The organism is Bradyrhizobium sp. USDA3516, assembly GCF_057651995.1.
Window position 1 is genome coordinate 259735 of record NZ_JBYGYN010000011.1, and the last position, 16156, is coordinate 275890.

Annotated in this window: 16 protein-coding genes and 1 other RNA gene; 10 read left to right on the forward strand and 7 right to left on the reverse strand. The window is 65.9% G+C overall.

The window, feature by feature from the left end:
- Positions 1-138 precede the first annotated feature (138 nt).
- A complete protein-coding gene (locus tag AC24YW_RS30435) occupies positions 139-918 on the reverse strand; it encodes a DUF2147 domain-containing protein (RefSeq protein WP_487486165.1) in 780 nt (259 codons plus the stop codon).
- A gap of 195 nt (positions 919-1113) precedes the next feature.
- On the opposite strand from AC24YW_RS30435, the gene AC24YW_RS30440 reads away from it, so the two are divergent.
- Positions 1114-1983, forward strand: coding sequence for a DUF2147 domain-containing protein (locus tag AC24YW_RS30440; RefSeq protein ID WP_487486166.1), 870 nt, complete (start codon positions 1114-1116; stop codon positions 1981-1983).
- A 40-nt stretch (positions 1984-2023) separates the two neighbouring features.
- On the opposite strand, the gene AC24YW_RS30445 is transcribed toward AC24YW_RS30440, so the two are convergent.
- Complete coding sequence (locus tag AC24YW_RS30445; protein ID WP_487486167.1) at positions 2024-2203, reverse strand: hypothetical protein; 180 nt, start codon at positions 2201-2203, stop codon at positions 2024-2026.
- 95 nt (positions 2204-2298) lie between these two features.
- Between AC24YW_RS30445 and AC24YW_RS30450 the strand changes: the two genes are divergently transcribed.
- Entirely contained in the window at positions 2299-3492 is a 1194-nt protein-coding gene (locus AC24YW_RS30450; protein ID WP_487486168.1) for an extensin-like domain-containing protein, read from the forward strand.
- A gap of 98 nt (positions 3493-3590) precedes the next feature.
- Positions 3591-4172, forward strand: a complete 582-nt coding sequence (locus tag AC24YW_RS30455; RefSeq protein ID WP_487486169.1) for a histidine phosphatase family protein — start codon at positions 3591-3593, stop codon at positions 4170-4172.
- A gap of 18 nt (positions 4173-4190) precedes the next feature.
- Here the strand turns inward: AC24YW_RS30455 and AC24YW_RS30460 are convergent, their stop codons facing one another.
- The gene (locus tag AC24YW_RS30460) at positions 4191-4532 is read right to left on the reverse strand and encodes a DUF6665 family protein (RefSeq protein WP_487486170.1); all 342 of its coding nucleotides are present in this window, start codon (positions 4530-4532) and stop codon (positions 4191-4193) included.
- Between the two features lie 43 nt (positions 4533-4575).
- A complete protein-coding gene (locus AC24YW_RS30465) occupies positions 4576-5211 on the reverse strand; it encodes a TetR/AcrR family transcriptional regulator (protein WP_487486171.1) in 636 nt (211 codons plus the stop codon).
- A gap of 188 nt (positions 5212-5399) precedes the next feature.
- Between AC24YW_RS30465 and AC24YW_RS30470 the strand changes: the two genes are divergently transcribed.
- The 5 genes from AC24YW_RS30470 (at position 5400) to AC24YW_RS30490 (ending at position 11890) form a co-directional block, all read left to right on the forward strand.
- Positions 5400-6713 (forward strand): HlyD family secretion protein, encoded by a 1314-nt coding sequence (locus AC24YW_RS30470; RefSeq protein ID WP_487486172.1) that lies wholly within the window; start codon positions 5400-5402, stop codon positions 6711-6713.
- A 28-nt stretch (positions 6714-6741) separates the two neighbouring features.
- Positions 6742-8328, forward strand: coding sequence for a DHA2 family efflux MFS transporter permease subunit (locus AC24YW_RS30475; protein ID WP_487486173.1), 1587 nt, complete (start codon positions 6742-6744; stop codon positions 8326-8328).
- Between the two features lie 97 nt (positions 8329-8425).
- Complete coding sequence (locus AC24YW_RS30480) at positions 8426-8605, forward strand: hypothetical protein (RefSeq protein WP_487486174.1); 180 nt, start codon at positions 8426-8428, stop codon at positions 8603-8605.
- Between the two features lie 71 nt (positions 8606-8676).
- On the forward strand, positions 8677-10476 hold the full coding sequence (locus tag AC24YW_RS30485) for an ABC transporter ATP-binding protein (protein ID WP_487486175.1): 1800 nt from the start codon (positions 8677-8679) through the stop codon (positions 10474-10476).
- 55 nt (positions 10477-10531) lie between these two features.
- The gene (locus AC24YW_RS30490) at positions 10532-11890 is read left to right on the forward strand and encodes an MATE family efflux transporter (protein WP_487486176.1); all 1359 of its coding nucleotides are present in this window, start codon (positions 10532-10534) and stop codon (positions 11888-11890) included.
- On the opposite strand, the gene AC24YW_RS30495 is transcribed toward AC24YW_RS30490, so the two are convergent.
- A complete protein-coding gene (locus AC24YW_RS30495; RefSeq protein WP_487486177.1) occupies positions 11887-12630 on the reverse strand; it encodes a sulfite exporter TauE/SafE family protein in 744 nt (247 codons plus the stop codon). The genes AC24YW_RS30490 and AC24YW_RS30495 overlap by 4 nt on opposite strands.
- A 135-nt stretch (positions 12631-12765) precedes the next feature.
- Positions 12766-14136 carry an aminotransferase-like domain-containing protein gene (locus tag AC24YW_RS30500; RefSeq protein WP_487486178.1) on the reverse strand — a complete coding sequence of 457 codons (1371 nt, stop codon included), beginning with the start codon at positions 14134-14136 and terminating at the stop codon, positions 12766-12768.
- 79 nt (positions 14137-14215) lie between these two features.
- On the opposite strand from AC24YW_RS30500, the gene AC24YW_RS30505 reads away from it, so the two are divergent.
- Positions 14216-14653, forward strand: coding sequence for a DUF983 domain-containing protein (locus tag AC24YW_RS30505; protein ID WP_487486179.1), 438 nt, complete (start codon positions 14216-14218; stop codon positions 14651-14653).
- Positions 14654-14721: 68 nt separating this feature from the next.
- Positions 14722-15435: an alpha/beta fold hydrolase gene (locus tag AC24YW_RS30510; RefSeq protein ID WP_487486180.1), complete on the forward strand. Its 714-nt coding sequence runs from the start codon at positions 14722-14724 to the stop codon at positions 15433-15435.
- Positions 15436-15657: 222 nt separating this feature from the next.
- Here AC24YW_RS30510 and rnpB read toward each other — a convergent pair.
- Positions 15658-16075, reverse strand: an RNA gene (rnpB, locus tag AC24YW_RS30515) — RNase P RNA component class A.
- Positions 16076-16156 lie beyond the last annotated feature (81 nt).

Here is a 16156-nt window from a genome sequence, read left to right on the forward strand (position 1 = left end):
CGCCTGCGCGGCCGAAGCCGCTACGGCGCGGCGAAGGCCCGGCCATCCACGTCTTGCTTCTCGCACTGAGAACGTGGATGCCCGGGACAAGCCCGGGCATGACGACGTCGTATGTTTCGCGATGTGACCCTTCGCGTGTCAGCTCACGCGCTTCCAGGTCTGGCCGCCGCAGAACATGCCGCCGAAGGCGCAGCCCTGCACGCGCATCGTGTTCGGACCTTTCATCGAGATAGTGGAGTCGTAGTTGCGGCCGGAGTTGGGATCGCGAATGCGGCCGCTCCACTTCGATCCCTCGGGCTTCATGTTGATCAGGATGCGCTCATTGGTCTTCTCGGCATAGCCGCAGAGATTGGCGCCGCACTGCTCGACCCGGACGTTGCCCTTGCTCTCTTCGGTCGCCCAGAGGCCGATCGGCGAATTCGCTGCAGCGACGGGCGCTGCGGCCACCGGAGCCGGCGCGGCAGCCGCCGCGACGGGAGCGGGGGCGGCGACAGGGGCAGGCGCAGCAACCGGAGCAGGCTGCGAGCTGTCGAAGCCGACAGAAGGAGCGGCGGCAACGGTCGCCGGGGCCGCCGGTGCGGTCGCGGCCGGCGCTGCCGGAGCAGTCGCTTGCGGCACGGGCTGCTGCTGCACGGGAGCCGGCGTGGGCTGCGCCGTCGTGGGCGCCGGAGCCGGCGTGGTGTCGTCGTCATCGTCCTTGGAGCCGCCAAGGCCCTTGAGGTTGATGTTGTTCAGCTTGATCGGCTTGTCCGACAGGCCCGGCGCGACGATCGTCACGCAATTGAGCGAAGCGCAGTTGCGCGGGGTCTCGATGCGGATGCGCTGGCCCTCGATCTGGAACGAGATCGAATTGCCGGCATGGGCGGCGGCGGTCGAAGCCAGGAAGAGGGCGGTGGCGGCGATGGAGAGCTTGTTCATGACAACCTCCGAAAATAGCGTGGTCCCGATATGGACCGAAGTCGCTGGTGGATGAAGCGTGGTTCGACCCTACGCCGCGGCGGTCGCGCGTTCTGTGACGGGCGTCACAACGAGCGAACGCCGCCTGGGTGATGCAGCGCACATTCAGCCGCGCCTTTCGCTGCGTAAAGTCGTCGCGACCTGAGGGAAACGCAGATGCGGCGGCTTGCAACCTGGATTGGCACATCGATCGCGCTGCTGGCGATTGCGCCGACGGCGCAGGCGGGCTCCTACACGTTCTCGATCGGCGGCAACCGGTTCCATGTCGAGGCGCCGCGCAATTGCCGATCCGCCTCCTGCATCACGGTGGCCTCCAAGCGCAGCAGGCCGACGGACGATGTCGGCACGGCACGAGCCGCGCAGCCGGCGCCCGCACCGATGGTCCAGGCGCTGCAGCCGGCTTGTCCTGCGGCGGCGGTCAAGCCGCCACAAGCGACTGTGGTGCCGCCACCAGCGCCTCCCGCCCTTGCGGCGGCGACGTCGCAGCCCGTTGCACCGCCGCCGGCGTCAAGCTCGGAGATGTCGAGAATGGAGACGCCGTCGCGGGTTGATCTGGAGCGCACCGATCAGCCGAAGACCGCCGCGCTCGAGCCGCCTCGCATCGAGCCGCCGGTCATCGTCCCGAGCGCCGAGATCAATCAGACCGCAGCGGTGGCGCAGATCAGCGCTGAAGAGGGCCACGCGCTGCTCGGCGAATGGGAGAGCCTAGGTGCCAAGGGCACGGTCCGCATCGAGCGCTGTGGGCCGGCACTGTGCGGTTACGCGCTCAGTGAAGCGGCGAGCCGCGGCGAGAGCGTGCTCGTCAACATGAAGCCGAAGAAGCGCGATGTCTGGACCGGCAGCATCTACAGCCGCTCCAGCGGCAACACCTATTACGCGAGGATGACGCTGAAGAGCTCCGGCAAGCTGCACGTCGAAGCCTGCGCGCTCGGCCGCTTCTGGTGCTCCGGCAACGACTGGACGCGGGTCGAGGCGCCGCGCGAGGAGATCACCGCCTCGTCGCAGCCATCGCGCACACGGTCGTAGTGTTTCTTACCCTCCAGGAGAGGGTAAGAGGCGGCCGCCTCTAAATCATCCCGAGCACGATGGCGCCGACGAAGGCCATGGCGAGATAGGCGGTGATAACGCTCAGTCTGCCGGCGAACGTCATGAGGTCGCTCCCTCCGTACGCACTGCTTGGCGCGCAGCCCTTATGGTTAACAGAAAGTCTCTTTTCGAAAAAGTCAGGCTGGCTGTCGCTCGTCATCGGCCGCAACCGGTGCCGTCGCGCCCGGTATGGTTAAAGAACACTGAAATCAACACGTTGAAGAGTCTTTAAGTAAATTCACCGAACGTGCGTTCATGACGCGCGGAGTTCGTTTGTATCTCGTCGGCTCCATCGTCCTTGTTTCGCTAGCGGGTTGCGGTCGCGGCTTCTTCCAGGCCGAACGCGAACCGTGGCGGGCCGAGGCGGAAGCCGCATGCCTGAAATCGGGCGCAGTCAAGGAAAGTGCGGACATCGTCCGCATCGAGCCGATCTCCGGGCCTGGCAGCTGCGGCGCCGAGTTTCCGCTCAAGGTCGCCGCCATCGGCGAAGCCTCCGGCACCTATGGCTTTGCGGACGAGGCGCTTCGCCCGCCCGGCAGCATCGGCAACCAGCCGCGTTGGCCCGTGCAGCCGCAGTCGAACTATCCGCAGAGCCGGGGATATCCGGCATCGTCCTATCCGCAGCGCTCGAACTATCCCGAGAGCGCGGTGCGCCAGCCCGCGGGCTACGGCACCTCGACGGGACCGATGTCGCTCAACGCACCCGGCGTGGCCGCGCAGGAGGACGAGATCGATCTGCCGGCGGAGGGCACCGATGCCGAGGGTGCGGCGCGCTACATGAACGCACCGAGCTATCCGGCTCGTCCGGCGCCTTACTCGCAGGCCCCGGCGCAGCAGCCGCTGCCGCGTCTTGGTCCGGCGCAGGGCAATCCCGTCACGACCATCGGTCCGGTCGCGATCAAGCCGACAGCGACGCTCGCCTGTCCGATCGTGTCCGAGCTCGACCGCTGGCTCGCCGACACGGTGCAGCCTTCGGCGATGCGCTGGTTCGGCGTGCGCGTCGCCGAGATCAAGCAGATCTCCGCCTATTCCTGCCGCGGCATGAACGGCAATCCGCACTCCCGCATCTCCGAGCACGCCTTCGGCAATGCGCTCGACATTTCGGCCTTCGTGCTCGCCGATGGCCGCCGCGTCACGATCAAGGACGGCTGGCGCGGCATGCCGGAAGAGCAGGGGTTCCTGCGCGACGTGCAGGCGGGTGCGTGCGCACATTTCACCACCGTGCTGGCGCCGGGCTCCAACGTCTTTCACTACGATCACATCCATGTCGATCTGATGCGCCGCGCCAGCCGCCGCCTGATCTGCCAGCCCGCCGCGGTGTCCGGCGAAGAGATCGCATCCCGCGCGCAATCGCGCAGGCCCTATGCGAGCGCGCGTGAGCCGGCGGTGACCGGTTCGCTCGGTGCTCGCAAGAGCAAGCGGGAAGACGACGACTATATCGACGAATAGCCGGATTTGCCGGTGGCCCGGATAGAGCGAAGCGCAATCTGGGAATAGCGTCTCCTCCTTCCGCTTCGCTCGATGCGGGCTACAATCGCGTCAATCGAATGTCTGTCGTCCGCTATCTCACCCACCCGCAGGTGCAAATCGATCCCGACGTGCCGGTGCCGCAATGGGGCCTGAGCGCGGTCGGCCGCGCGCGCACCGAGGCTTTGGCAAATGCAGGCTGGCTCGCAAGCACGACGCAGATCGTCTCCAGCGCCGAGCGGAAGGCTATCGAGACCGCCGAGATCATTGCCGCTCGTCTCGGACTCATGATCGAGATCCGCGAGGCCATGCACGAGAACGACCGTTCGGCGACCGGCTTCCTGAAGCCGGCCGAGTTCGAGGCTGTCGCCGACCAGTTCTTCGCCGCGCCTCATCTCAGCGTGCGCGGCTGGGAGCGCGCTGTGGATGCGCAGGCGCGGATCGTGCGCGAGGCCGAGGCGGTGCTGGCGCGACATCGTCCCGGCGATGTCCTGTTCGTCGGCCACGGCGCGGTCGGCACGCTGCTGTTCTGCCACATTGAGGGCCATCCCATCGCCCGCATCCACGATCAGCCCGCCGGCGGCGGCAACTGCTTTGCGTTCGCGCGGGAGGGGCGGCGCGTCCTCCACGGGTGGCGCGCAATGGAAGACATCGGAACTTGAGCTCAGCAGAGCCGGAGTTCACCCCGCGGCCGGCTTCCGCGGCCCGGTTGCCAAACCCATGCAGCGCTGCACCTCACCCGGGACGTTGTAGGTGCGCATGATGTGGCGGCTGTCGCGCAAGCCGGACGCCTCGCGTTGCACCACGAACATCCAAAGCGCCTGGCCGGCTTCCAGCACCAGCTTGCGCCTGGCCGGTTGCATCGCTTCCGGCATTTCGGTCGATGCGTGAGCGGCGTCGAACTCGCGCAAGCGCGACAGGCTCTGTTCGAGGGCGCGACCCATCCGTCCAAGCGCCGAGGCCTGTTCCTGGACGATCTCGTAGTGGAGGATGTCGAGCGGCGGGCGAAGATCACGAGACATGGCCGCAATATAGTGCCGCCACGCCCGCAGGCGCAACGCGCTGCTACGTCGCCTTGTACGCCGCCAGGAACATCCGCGTTGCGCTGTCGACGACCTCGGCCATGCGCTGTTCCGACGGTGCGGGCTCCGCCTGGAACACGAAGGGCAGGAAGAGCGACGCCTTGCACAATTCCATGAACTGCGAGGCGGCAAGATCGCAATCGTCGATCTTGAGATCACCCGATGCGACGCGGGCCTTGAGATAAGCGGAGAGGCGGTTGATGCTCTTGTCCAGCACGCGCGCGTAGTAACGGCGGCCGACATCCGGCATGCGCTCGGCAATCGCCATCACGGTGCGGATCGCCGATCCGCCACCGGGGCGGCAGACCAGGTGAAGATAAGCGAGGCCGAACTCCTGCAGCGTGGTCTCGGCCTCGCGGTCGGGATCGAAACTGAACACGACCTGGCCATGCTGGAGCGCCTCCTGTTCGACGATGGCTTCGAACAGCGCGCATTTGTCGGCGAAGTAGACGTAGAGCGTGCCCTTGGAGACCTGTGCGGCGCGGGCGATCTCGCCCATGCTGGCGCCGTCGAAGCCGAGATCCATGAACACCTTGCGGGCACCGTCCAGAATCTGGCGGCGCTTGGAATTGTCCTCGTCCGGGACGCTGTGCAATTGTTCGCCGGCAGTTACAACCATTGGTTTAGGGTCTCGGAAGCTTTTTGTTTCGAAGCAGGGCCATGAAACGCCAACGAAGGATTCGCAGCAGTAAGGTCCGCAGGAAAACTTTATATTGACCGAACCGTTCGGTCAATGATAATTGAGGTTCAGCGAGGAAACCGCGCGCCACAGCGGCCGCCCTCGATTGTGTTTTTGGGGAGGACTTGATGGCCGCATCGAGAGACCAGACGGCTCGCGTCCTTCGCCAGGAAGCGGTGAAGGACCAAGCGGGCGGCGATGCTGGCTCCGATGCATCCGCACTCCCTGCCGAGCAGCCGCGCGTTCATGTCGCCGAGGAGGCGAAGCGTCCGACCCGCGAGGCGTCCGAGACCCCGGTCGCCGACAAGCCGCCGGCACCCGCGGTGGAGGCGCCCGCCGCCGCCGCGCCCAAATCCGGCAAGCGCAAATTCGTCCTGACCGGCGTCGGCCTCGCGCTGGCGCTCGCCGTTGCGGGCTATGCCGGCTACTACACGCTGGTCGGCCGCTTTTACATCTCGACCGACGATGCTTATGTCCGCGCCAACAACACCATGCTCGGCGCGCGCGTTGCCGGCCATATCGCCGCGATCCTTCCCGCCGACAACACGCCGGTCCAGGCCGGCGACATCATCTTCCGCATCGACGACGGCGATTACAGGATCGCACTCGAAGCCGCCGCGACCAAGATCGCGACCCAGCAGGCTACCATCGATCGCATCGGCCGCCAGGTCGCCGCACTCGACAGCCAGGTCGCCCAGGCCAAGGCGCAGCTCGTCTCCGCGGAAGCTGGCCTCAAGCGCGCCGACCTCGATTACGAGCGCCAGCAGGCGCTGAGCAGCAAGGGCTTTGCCTCGCGCGCCACCTTCGAAAGCTCGGAAGCCGGACGCGACCAGGGCGCCGCCGCGGTCAAGGCTGCAAAGGCCGCTTACGAGGTCGCCGTCAGCAATGTCGACGTCGCCAGGGCGCAGCAGGCCGAAGCGCAGGCCCAGCTTGCCGAGCTCAAGACCACGCAGGCCAAGGCCGAGCGCGACCTCGGCTTCACCGCGGTGCGCGCGCCGGTCAACGGCACGTTCTCGAACCGCCTGGTCAACACCGGCGACTTCGTCGCGGTCGGCCAGCGCCTCGGCAACATCGTGCCGCTGGACGAGGTCTATATCGACGCGAATTTCAAGGAGACGCAGCTGAAGCGCATCCGTCCCGGCCAGCCGGTGACGATCAAGGTCGATGCCTATGGCATGCGCAAGTTCTCCGGCGTGGTCGACAGCATCGCGGCGGGCGCGGGCTCGGTGTTCACGCTGCTGCCGCCCGACAACGCCACCGGCAATTTCACCAAGATCGTGCAGCGCGTGCCGGTGCGCATCCGCGTGCCCAAATCGGTGGCGAAGCAGAACCTGCTCCGCGCCGGCATGTCGGTCTACGCCACCGTCGACACCAACAAGGGCGCCGCCGACGCCGACAGCGAGGTCGACCTCGACCATCCCGCTGCGGTCCATCCGCAGTAGCCGGAAGCCGAGCGCGCGAGGTCAGGCCATGGCCACCGCCACCACCGCTTCACCTGCCATGATGGCGGATCCCGCTTCGGAGCGCATTGCGCCGAAGCGGCTGTTTGCGTTCATCATCATGGTGTTCGGGATGTTCATGTCGATCCTGGACATCCAGATCGTCTCGGCCTCCTTGAGCGAAATCCAGGCCGGGCTGTCGGCGAGCTCGAGCGAGGTGTCCTGGGTTCAGACCGCCTATCTGATCGCCGAGGTGATCGCGATCCCGCTGTCGGGCTTCCTGTCGCGCGCCTTCGGCACGCGGCTGTTGTTCGCGATCTCGGCGGCGGGCTTCACCGCCGCAAGCCTGCTCTGCGGCTTCGCCACGACGATCGAGGAGATGATCCTCTGGCGTGCGCTGCAGGGCTTTCTCGGCGCCGGCATGATCCCGACCGTGTTCGCTTCGGCCTACACTGTCTTCCCACGCACGAAATTCCACATCGTCGGACCCATCATCGGCCTCGTCGCGACGCTGGCCCCGACCATCGGGCCGACGGTCGGCGGTTACATCACCGACCTGATGTCGTGGAACTGGCTGTTCTTCATCAACGTCGTGCCCGGCATCGGCATCACATTGGGCGTGCTGGCGCTGGTCGATTTCGACGAGCCGCATTTCGAGCTGCTCGAGCGCTTCGACTGGTGGGGCCTATTGTTCATGGCGAGCTTCCTCGGCACGCTGGAATACGTGCTGGAGGAAGGCCCGCAATATCAATGGATGCAGGACACGTCTGTCGCGATCTGCGCCTGGATCTGCGCGATCTCGGCCATCGCCTTCTTCTGGCGCGTGTTCACGGCGGCCGAGCCGATCGTCAATCTGCGCACCTTCTCCGACCGCAATTTCGCCGTCGGATGCACGCTGCAATTCTGCATCGGGATCGGCCTCTACGGCCTGACCTACATCTATCCGCGCTATCTCGCCGAAGTGCGCGGCTACAGCGCGCTGATGATCGGCGACACCATGTTCGTCTCCGGCATCACCATGTTCCTGGTCGCGCCGCTGGTCGGCCGGCTGATGGCGAAGGTCGATATGCGCTACATGATCGCGTTCGGCCTCATCGTATTCGCGATCGGCTCCTACCAGATGACCTTTATCACGCGCGAATACGATTTCTACGAGCTGCTGGTGCCGCAGATCCTGCGCGGCATCGGCATGATGTTCGCGATGGTGCCGACCAACAATGTCGCGCTCGGCACGCTGGCGCCCGAGAAGGTGAAGAACGCGAGCGGCGTTTTCAACCTGATGCGCAATCTCGGCGGCGCGCTCGGCCTCGCCGTCATCAACACCGTGCTCAATGACCGCACTGACCTGCACATCGTCCGTCTGCAGGAGCGCGTGACCTGGGGCAACGCCACCGCGACCGAAACCCTGAGCATGTTCGTGCAGAAATTCCAGGGGCTTGGCGATGCCACCTTGATGGCCATGAAGCAGCTTTCCCAGCTCGTGCATCGCCAGGCCGTGGTGATGAGCTTTGGCGATGCCTTTTTCATCCTGGCGCTGTTCTATCTCGCGCTCAGCTTTCTGGTGGTGCTGCTGAAGAGGCCGCCGTCGCCGTTCGGCGCCGGCGGCGACGCGCACTAATTTGCAACACTCGTGCGTGATCTCGCGCGGGCCCCGTTGCAATTCACGAACGACACATCTATAAAGCGCACCTCATTCATACGAACCGGGGAGAGATTTGCATGATTTCGTCGCAATCGCAGATCGTACGCCCGCGCTCGATGATGACCTCGATCACGTTCTGGCTCGGTATGTACGCGGCCTGTTAGAGGCCTCTTCCGCCAGTTTCGATTGGGCCAAGGTTTTGGCCGAGCGCCCCGATCGCTTCGTTTCCCAAGTGAAGATCAGTCTTACGTGACGCCGTTGCGGCCTTCGGCCGACTTGCGTCCATCGATGGAGCCGGCCCGCGCGAAGCGGCCGGATGATGCCATGACCGCTCTATCCAAGAAGCCTGCCGCGATTCGCGTCGTGCTGCCCTTCGTGTTCAAGCACTGGCTGAAGCAGCCGGGGCGCGGCCTCGTCGTGGCCGGCGGCCTATTAGGCGCAACCGCCGCCGATTTGTTCATGCCGGTCTTCTCCGGACACCTGATCGACGCGCTGACCCGCGGCCCGTCCGATGCCGATGCGCGGCACGCGGCGCTGGTCGCGTTCGGCGCCATCGTGGCGCTGGGTGCGGCCTCGATGGTGCTGCGGCTCGCGGGACTGCAGGCGATCGTGCCGTTCACGCTGCAGATCATGTCCGAGGTCGCGCAGGAGACCTTCACGCGCGTGCAGCGCTTCTCCACCGACTGGCACGCAAACTCCTTCGCCGGCTCCACGGTCCGCAAGATCACCCGCGGCATGTGGGCGCTCGACCTGCTCAACGACACGCTGCTGCTGGCGTTGCTGCCCTCGTTCGTCGTTCTGATCGGCTCGATGATCCTGCTCGGCCTGCACTGGACCTCGCTCGGCGCGGTGATCGCGCTCGGCGCGCTGGCCTATGTCACGATGACGGTGCTGTTCTCGACCCGCTACATCGCGCCGGCCGCGCGCGTCTCCAATGCCTGGGACACCAAGGTGGGCGGCACGCTGGCGGATGCGTTGACCTGCAACGCCGTGGTGAAATCCTTCGGTGCAGAGCTGCGCGAGGATGCGCGGCTCGCGCGCGTCATCAAGCGATGGGGCGTGCGGGTGCGGCGAACCTGGTTTCGCTACAACTACACCGCCATGGCGCAGCTCACGCTGCTGCTGGCCTTGCGCGCGTCGGTGATCGGCGGCTCCGTGTTGCTATGGGTCTCCGGCTACGCCTCGCCCGGGGACGTCACCTATGTGCTGACGAGCTACTACGTGATCCACGCCTATTTGCGCGACGTCGGCATGCACATCAACAATCTCCAGCGCTCGGTCAACGACATGGAGGAGCTGGTGGCGATCCACGACGAGCCGATCGGCATCGCCGATGCGGCCGACGCGCAGCCGATCGCGATCGAAGGCGGCGAGATCGTGTTCGACGACGTCACGTTCCATTATGGCGGCCATCGCGCGCCGCTCTATGACGGGCTGTCGCTGACGATCCGCGCCGGCGAACGGGTCGGCCTCGTCGGACGCTCCGGCTCCGGCAAGACCACCTTCGTCAAGCTGGTGCAGCGGCTCTACGACGTCAGCGGCGGCCGGGTGCTGATCGACGGGCAGGATATCGCGCTGGCCACGCAGCAATCGCTGCGCAGCCAGATCGCGATCGTGCAGCAGGATCCGATCCTGTTTCACCGCACGCTCGCCGAGAACATCGCCTATGGCCGGCCCGGCGCCAGCTTGGAAGCGATCGAGCAGGCGGCGCGGCTTGCCAATGCGCACGACTTCATCCTGCGCCTGCCGAAGGGCTACGGCACCCTGGTCGGCGAGCGCGGCGTGAAATTGTCGGGCGGCGAGCGGCAGCGCGTGGCGCTGGCGCGCGCCTTCCTGGCGGATGCGCCGGTGCTGATCCTGGACGAGGCGACCTCGAGCCTCGATTCGGAATCGGAGGCGCTGATCCAGGAGGCGATGGAGCGGCTGATGCAGGGCCGCACCTCGATCGTGATCGCGCACCGGCTGTCGACGGTGAAGAGCCTCGATCGCATCCTGGTGTTCGATCGCGGCGAGCTCGTCGAGCAGGGCACGCACGCCGTGCTCGCGCGCAAGCCGGACGGCATCTATCGCAGCCTGTTCGAGCGCCAGGTGGTGGAGCTCGGACGGATCGCAGCAGCGGAATGACGCGTGCGGCGGCGGGACGAAGTCCCGTCGTCGCCTTGTCGAGGGATGGAATGGGATGAAAGACCTGACGCGCGGCTCCATCGCTAGCCACATCCTGAGCATGGCGCCTCCGATCATGGCCGGCATGATCTCGATCATGATCTGCCAGCTGGTCGACCTCTACTTTGTGTCGGGGCTTGGTGATGCCGCAGTGGCAGGCGTGGCCGCGGCGGGCAATGCCGGCTTTCTCGTCAGCGGCCTGATACAGGTGCTCGGCGTCGGGACGGTGGCGCTGATTGCGCATGCGGTGGGACGCAAGGACCGGCGGGACGCCAACCTGATCTTCAATCAGGCGGTCGCGCTGTCGGTGCTCTTCGGCCTGCTGACCCTGATCACGGGAGCGGTGCTGTCGCGTCCTTACATGCGTTCGATTGCCGCCGACCAGGCCACGATCGAGGCGGGGATAACTTATCTGTTGTGGTTCACGCCGGCGCTCGCGCTGGAATTTGTCATGCAAGTCATTGCCTCCGCGCTAAGCGCGACCGGCATCGTGCGCCCCGCCATGTTGGTGCGGGTCCTTGCTGTCATCATCAACATTGCACTGGCGCCGGTACTGATCTCGGGCTGGGCCACCGATTATCCCCTCGGCGTCGCCGGCGCCGGACTGGCGAGCACGATCGCGGTGGGCGCCGGCGTCCTGATGCTGCTGGCGTATTTTCGCAAGGTCGAGCGCTACGTTGCATTCAATCCGGCGCAGTGGCGCCCGCAGCCGCGCCACTTCAAGCGCATCCTCAATGTCGGTCTGCCGGCCGGGGGCGAGTTCGCAATGATGTTCATCTTTATGGCGGTAGTCTACTACGTGCTGCGAGACTTCGGCGCGGCGGCGCAGGCCGGCTTCGGTATCGGCCAGCGCGTCCTCGCCCTCATCCAGATGCCGGCGCTCGCGGTTGCACTGGCGGCCGGGCCGATCGCCGGCCAGAATTTCGGCGCTGGCAACGCCGCGCGCGTGCGAGAGACTTTCGTCAAATCGGCGCTGATCGCCACGGTCGTGGCGGTCGGCTTCATGATCATCGCGCAAACGAAGCCGGGACTGCTGCTGGCCGGATTCTCCAACGACCGGGAGACGATGGAGATCGCCTTTCTGTTCCTCCGGATCATCTCGCTCAACATGGTGGCGCAGGGTCTCATCTTTACCTGCTCCAGCATGTTCCAGGGCCTTGGCAATACCAGGCCTGTGCTGCTGAGCTCGGTGACGCGCGTGTTCACCTATTCGCTGCCGGTGCTCTGGCTGTCGACGCGGCCCGGATTCCGCATCGAGCACGTCTGGTATCTTTCGATCGCGGCGACGACGCTGCAGGCCGGCTTGAGCCTGTGGCTGCTGCGTCGCGAGTTCGGCAAGCGCTTCGCGCCGCGGGACCAGTTCGCGCCGCCCTAATGCGCGCCAAGGCTATTCCAGACGAGCGTGAGGCCCGACAGAAACAAGAGGCCGAGCACGACATCGCCGAAATGCTTGTCGTTCAGCGCGTGATAGACGCGCGCGCCCGCCCATGCGCCGATCAGCGTGCCTGGAAACGCGACGGCGGCGAGCCAGACCACCTTGAAGGCGACGAGGCCTGACGCGGTCTGCAACACCAGCGCGGTGGCGAGCACCGTGAAGTTGAAGAGCTGGAAGATGCCGCGCCGCTCGTGCTTGCTCCAGCCGCGGATGTTGGCCCACAGGATCGGCAGCGGGCCGGACAGTCCGGCAAGGCCGCCCAGAATGCCGCCGGCAAAACCGACCGCGCCGTCGGCGATCCGGCCGCCGAACGTGAAGGCGAGCGGCCGCTTGTTCAGATAGAGCGCCGCGGAGAAAACCAGGATCAGCACGCCGACGCTCAGCCGGAACACCTCCGGGTCCGCGGAGGCGACCATCATGGTCCCGAGCGGCACGCCAATCAGTCCACCGATCAGGAACGGCCACACCAGCGAGAGATCGAAATTCTTCCACATCCGCGGCAGCGTCGAGGTCTGCGCGATGACCGAGCAGATCAGCACCAGGGGCACCGCGAGCGAGGGCGGCAGCACGTAGAGCCAGATACCGAGCGCCATCAGCGCCGTGCCGAAGCCGGCCAGTCCCGAGACGAAGCCGCCGGCGAGCGCGCCGAGCAGCAGCAGGACGTAGGTGAGCGTTTCCAACGGATTGTCTTTCGAAAGGGGCGACCCCGAACGGTTGATCGCACCGCTCGCATAACATGCCTGCCGGCATCGAGGTCAATCCATGCCGTACGCAAGCGTGATCTGCGGATGCTCCATCGCCGTCATCGTCTAGGACTAGACGATCTGCCTGGTGTCGGCAGGCTTCTGCAGCGCGCCGACCAGGATGCGCAGTGCCTCCGTCAATTCCGATCTGTTTCGGGCCGCGCCGAGCGAGACGCGTGCGGCATGCGGCGGTGCGACGTCGACGGTGAAGGCATCGCCGGCGACGACGGCAAGCCCGTTCCGCAGGAGATGTGCCGTGACGTCGGGGCGTCCTTCCGGCAGCCGCAACCAGAGATGATGCGCCGCGGGCCTGGCGAGGAACTGAAAGCCTTTCAGCGCGCGTTGCGCGAGCTGCTGGCGCCCGACCGCTTCGTTGCGGATGGCGCTGATGATGCGATCGGCAACGCCGTTTTCGATCCAATGCGTCACCAGCGCGACCATCAGGGGCGCCGGCATCTGTACGGTGGCCTGCAGAGAGGTGCGCATGTCGCGCTGCGCGCCGCTGTCCGGGGTCACCAGATAGGCAACGCGCAGCGCCGGAGCGATGCATTTCGACAGCGTGGTCGCAAGATATGTCCGCTCCGGAATCAGGTTCGCGATCGGCGAGGCCGAGCGGTCGAGCAGCCCGTAGGCGTCGTCCTCGATCAGGACGGTACCGGCATCGCGGATGATCTTCGCAATAGTGCCGCGCCGCTCGGCGGAAAGCGTTGCCGTGGTCGGATTGTGCAGCGTCGGAATGAGATAGACGGCTTTCGGCTCGTGCACGCGGCACGCCTTTGCCAGCGCGTCCGGCAGGATGCCGTCCTCATCCATGGGGACGCCGACGAGCTTGACGCCGAGCCGGGCTGCGGCGGCCTTGATGCCGGGGAAGGTGAGGGCTTCGGTCAGCACGGTTTCGCCCGGCCGTGCAAGATGGGCGAGCATGTTGAAGAGGATCGTCTGAGCGCCGGGAAAGATCACCAGCCTGTCGGCCTGCGCATGGGGAACGCGGGCGCGCATCCAGCGCGCCGCGACCTCCCGCTCATGCGCGCTGCCGCCGGGCGGCTGGTAATTGAGATACGCCGTCAGGCCCGATTGCGCGCGCAGGGCTTCCAGCCCCGCGATGATGCGCTCGTCGAGCTGCGCCTCCAGCGGATGCGGCGGCACGTTCATCGACAGATCGATCGCGACCGGGTGCGGCAGGTCGACCGCGCGCCGCGCGCTGGTCTCCGAGACGAACGAGCCTTGTCCGACCCGGGCTTCCATGATGCCGCGGCGCCGCGCCTCGGTATAGGCGCGCGTCACCGTGGTGAGGTCGATGCCGAGTGCCTTTGCCAGCGCGCGCTGCGTCGGCAGTTGCTGACCGCGCACCAGCCTGCCGGCGGCAATGTCGGCCTCCATGGCCTCGACGATCCGCTGATAGCGCGGGCCTGAAAGCTCCGTGATTGTAGGGATCCATTCCATGCAATTTGGGCCCATAACCTTTGAATGTATGGATGCAAGATATTATTGTATGGATCATCGGAAAGGAAGAGGTGTGGTCATGTCTGTCTCCCCGGCGACGGTGTCTCTGGCCAAGGCGATGTGGCGCGGTTTCAGCGGCAAATGTCCGAATTGCGGGGAAGGGCACATGTTCGGCCGCTTCCTGAAAGTGGCGGAGGCTTGCGACCATTGCGGCGAGGAGCTGTTCCACCAGCGCGCCGACGACTTTCCCGCCTATCTCGTGATGGTAGTGGTCGGCCATCTCGTGGTGCCGGCGATCCTCGCGGTCGAGACCGCCTACGCGCCACCGGAATGGCTGCAGCTCGCGGTGTGGCTGCCGGTGACATTGTTCGCCTCGCTCGCGCTGCTGCAACCGACCAAGGGCGCCATTGTCGGCCTGCAATGGCAGCTCGGCATGCACGGGTTCGAGGCGGGCAAGCTGCGGCGCGAGGCCGGCGAGCTTTCGCCGGTGCTGGTGAAGGACACGCGCGCCGCCTGAGGCGGCGTTTACATCGCGCGGCATGCCGCTACACTCCATCGTATCAAGCAAGAACGATGGAAACACCAATGGCCCCGCGCGCGAAGACCTTCCTGCTCTGTCATGGCGCGTGGTCCGGCGGATGGGCCTGGAAGAAGATGCATCCGCTGATGGCGCTGGCCGGCCACCGCCTGGTGGCGCCGACCTACACCGGGCTCGGCGAGCGCGCGCATCTGGCCAATCCGTCGATCGATCTCGACACGCATATCCAGGACATCCTCAACGTCATCGCTTTCGAGGACCTCAGCGACATCGTGCTGCTCGGCCACAGCTATGGCGGCATGGTTGCGACCGGCGTCGCCGACCGCGCGCGAGAGCGCGTGACGCAACTGATCTATCTCGACGCCTTCGTGCCGCTTGACGGCCAGTCGCTGTTCGATCTCAACGTGGGCGGGCGCGAGCCGATGCGCAAGGCGGTCAGCTCCGGCGACGGCTATCGCATCCCGCCGAATCCGCCGCCGCCGGACACGGCGCAGGCCGATCTCGACTGGCTCAATGCGCGCCGCGTCCCGATGCCGATCAAGTGCTTCGAGACGCGCCTGAGGCTCGAACACGGCGAGCCGGCGATGCCGCGCAGCTACATCTATTGCACGCGCCTTCCGCCCGGCGATGTGTTCGGGCAGTTTGCCAGGCGCACGAAGAGCGAGGAGGGCTGGCGCTATGTCGAGCTCGACGCCAGCCACGCGCCGAATGTGACGGCGCCGGAGGCGTTGATGAAGGTGCTGGACGAGATCGTCGCGTAGCTCGTCATTCCGGGGCTCGCGTAGCGAGAACCCGGAATCCATCAGGCAGCGGAGTCGGTGGATGAATGGATTCCGGGTTCGTGCTGCGCACGCCCCGGAATGACGGCAGCCCGAATTGGTGAGGGGTCCGATGCGGTCAGCATCGAACCCCTCGTCGCTTCCTGGGCAAGACGCGTTTTCTTCACGCGAAACGGAAACCCACTTCGCTCGAAGACGCCTTAGAACATCAGCCGGCCTGTAAGCCGGGTTCTGTAGGGCACCGTCCGCTTGCGCGAACGATACGTGACGGCCATTCCTCTGGGACCATGTTTGCACATGGCCTCGAGCAACCTACCCGGACGGCGGGCCTGACATCGCCCCGCGGCGTTATCGCTTTCGCGATCAGCCCGCATTTGCCGTCCCTATTCGGTTTTGCTCCCGGTGGGGTTTGCCCTGCCGGCTCCGTTGCCGGACCCGCGGTGCGCTCTTACCGCACCTTTTCACCCTTACTCCCTCCGAGGAGGAAGCGGTTCGTTCTCTGTGGCACTTTCCCTGGGGTCACCCCCGCCGGACGTTATCCGGCACCGCATGTCAAGGGAGCCCGGACTTTCCTCCCCGGCGGCCTTTCGGCACCTGCCGGAGCGGCCGTCCGGCCGACTGACTGATAACGCATGGGGCATTTGTGACGGTTTCGTCAAGCCGATATCGCCGCGCACGGCCCGCCCGAAATAATTTATCCTGA

Coding starts and splice junctions, on each gene's coding strand:
- AC24YW_RS30435 (WP_487486165.1), bottom strand. CDS start 918: ATGAACAAGCTCTCCATCGCCGCCACCGCCCTCTTCCTGGCTTCGACC.
- AC24YW_RS30440 (WP_487486166.1), top strand. CDS start 1,114: ATGCGGCGGCTTGCAACCTGGATTGGCACATCGATCGCGCTGCTGGCG.
- AC24YW_RS30445 (WP_487486167.1), bottom strand. CDS start 2,203: ATGACGAGCGACAGCCAGCCTGACTTTTTCGAAAAGAGACTTTCTGTT.
- AC24YW_RS30450 (WP_487486168.1), top strand. CDS start 2,299: ATGACGCGCGGAGTTCGTTTGTATCTCGTCGGCTCCATCGTCCTTGTT.
- AC24YW_RS30455 (WP_487486169.1), top strand. CDS start 3,591: ATGTCTGTCGTCCGCTATCTCACCCACCCGCAGGTGCAAATCGATCCC.
- AC24YW_RS30460 (WP_487486170.1), bottom strand. CDS start 4,532: ATGTCTCGTGATCTTCGCCCGCCGCTCGACATCCTCCACTACGAGATC.
- AC24YW_RS30465 (WP_487486171.1), bottom strand. CDS start 5,211: ATGGTTGTAACTGCCGGCGAACAATTGCACAGCGTCCCGGACGAGGAC.
- AC24YW_RS30470 (WP_487486172.1), top strand. CDS start 5,400: ATGGCCGCATCGAGAGACCAGACGGCTCGCGTCCTTCGCCAGGAAGCG.
- AC24YW_RS30475 (WP_487486173.1), top strand. CDS start 6,742: ATGGCCACCGCCACCACCGCTTCACCTGCCATGATGGCGGATCCCGCT.
- AC24YW_RS30485 (WP_487486175.1), top strand. CDS start 8,677: ATGACCGCTCTATCCAAGAAGCCTGCCGCGATTCGCGTCGTGCTGCCC.
- AC24YW_RS30490 (WP_487486176.1), top strand. CDS start 10,532: ATGAAAGACCTGACGCGCGGCTCCATCGCTAGCCACATCCTGAGCATG.
- AC24YW_RS30500 (WP_487486178.1), bottom strand. CDS start 14,136: ATGGAATGGATCCCTACAATCACGGAGCTTTCAGGCCCGCGCTATCAG.
- AC24YW_RS30505 (WP_487486179.1), top strand. CDS start 14,216: ATGTCTGTCTCCCCGGCGACGGTGTCTCTGGCCAAGGCGATGTGGCGC.
- AC24YW_RS30510 (WP_487486180.1), top strand. CDS start 14,722: ATGGCCCCGCGCGCGAAGACCTTCCTGCTCTGTCATGGCGCGTGGTCC.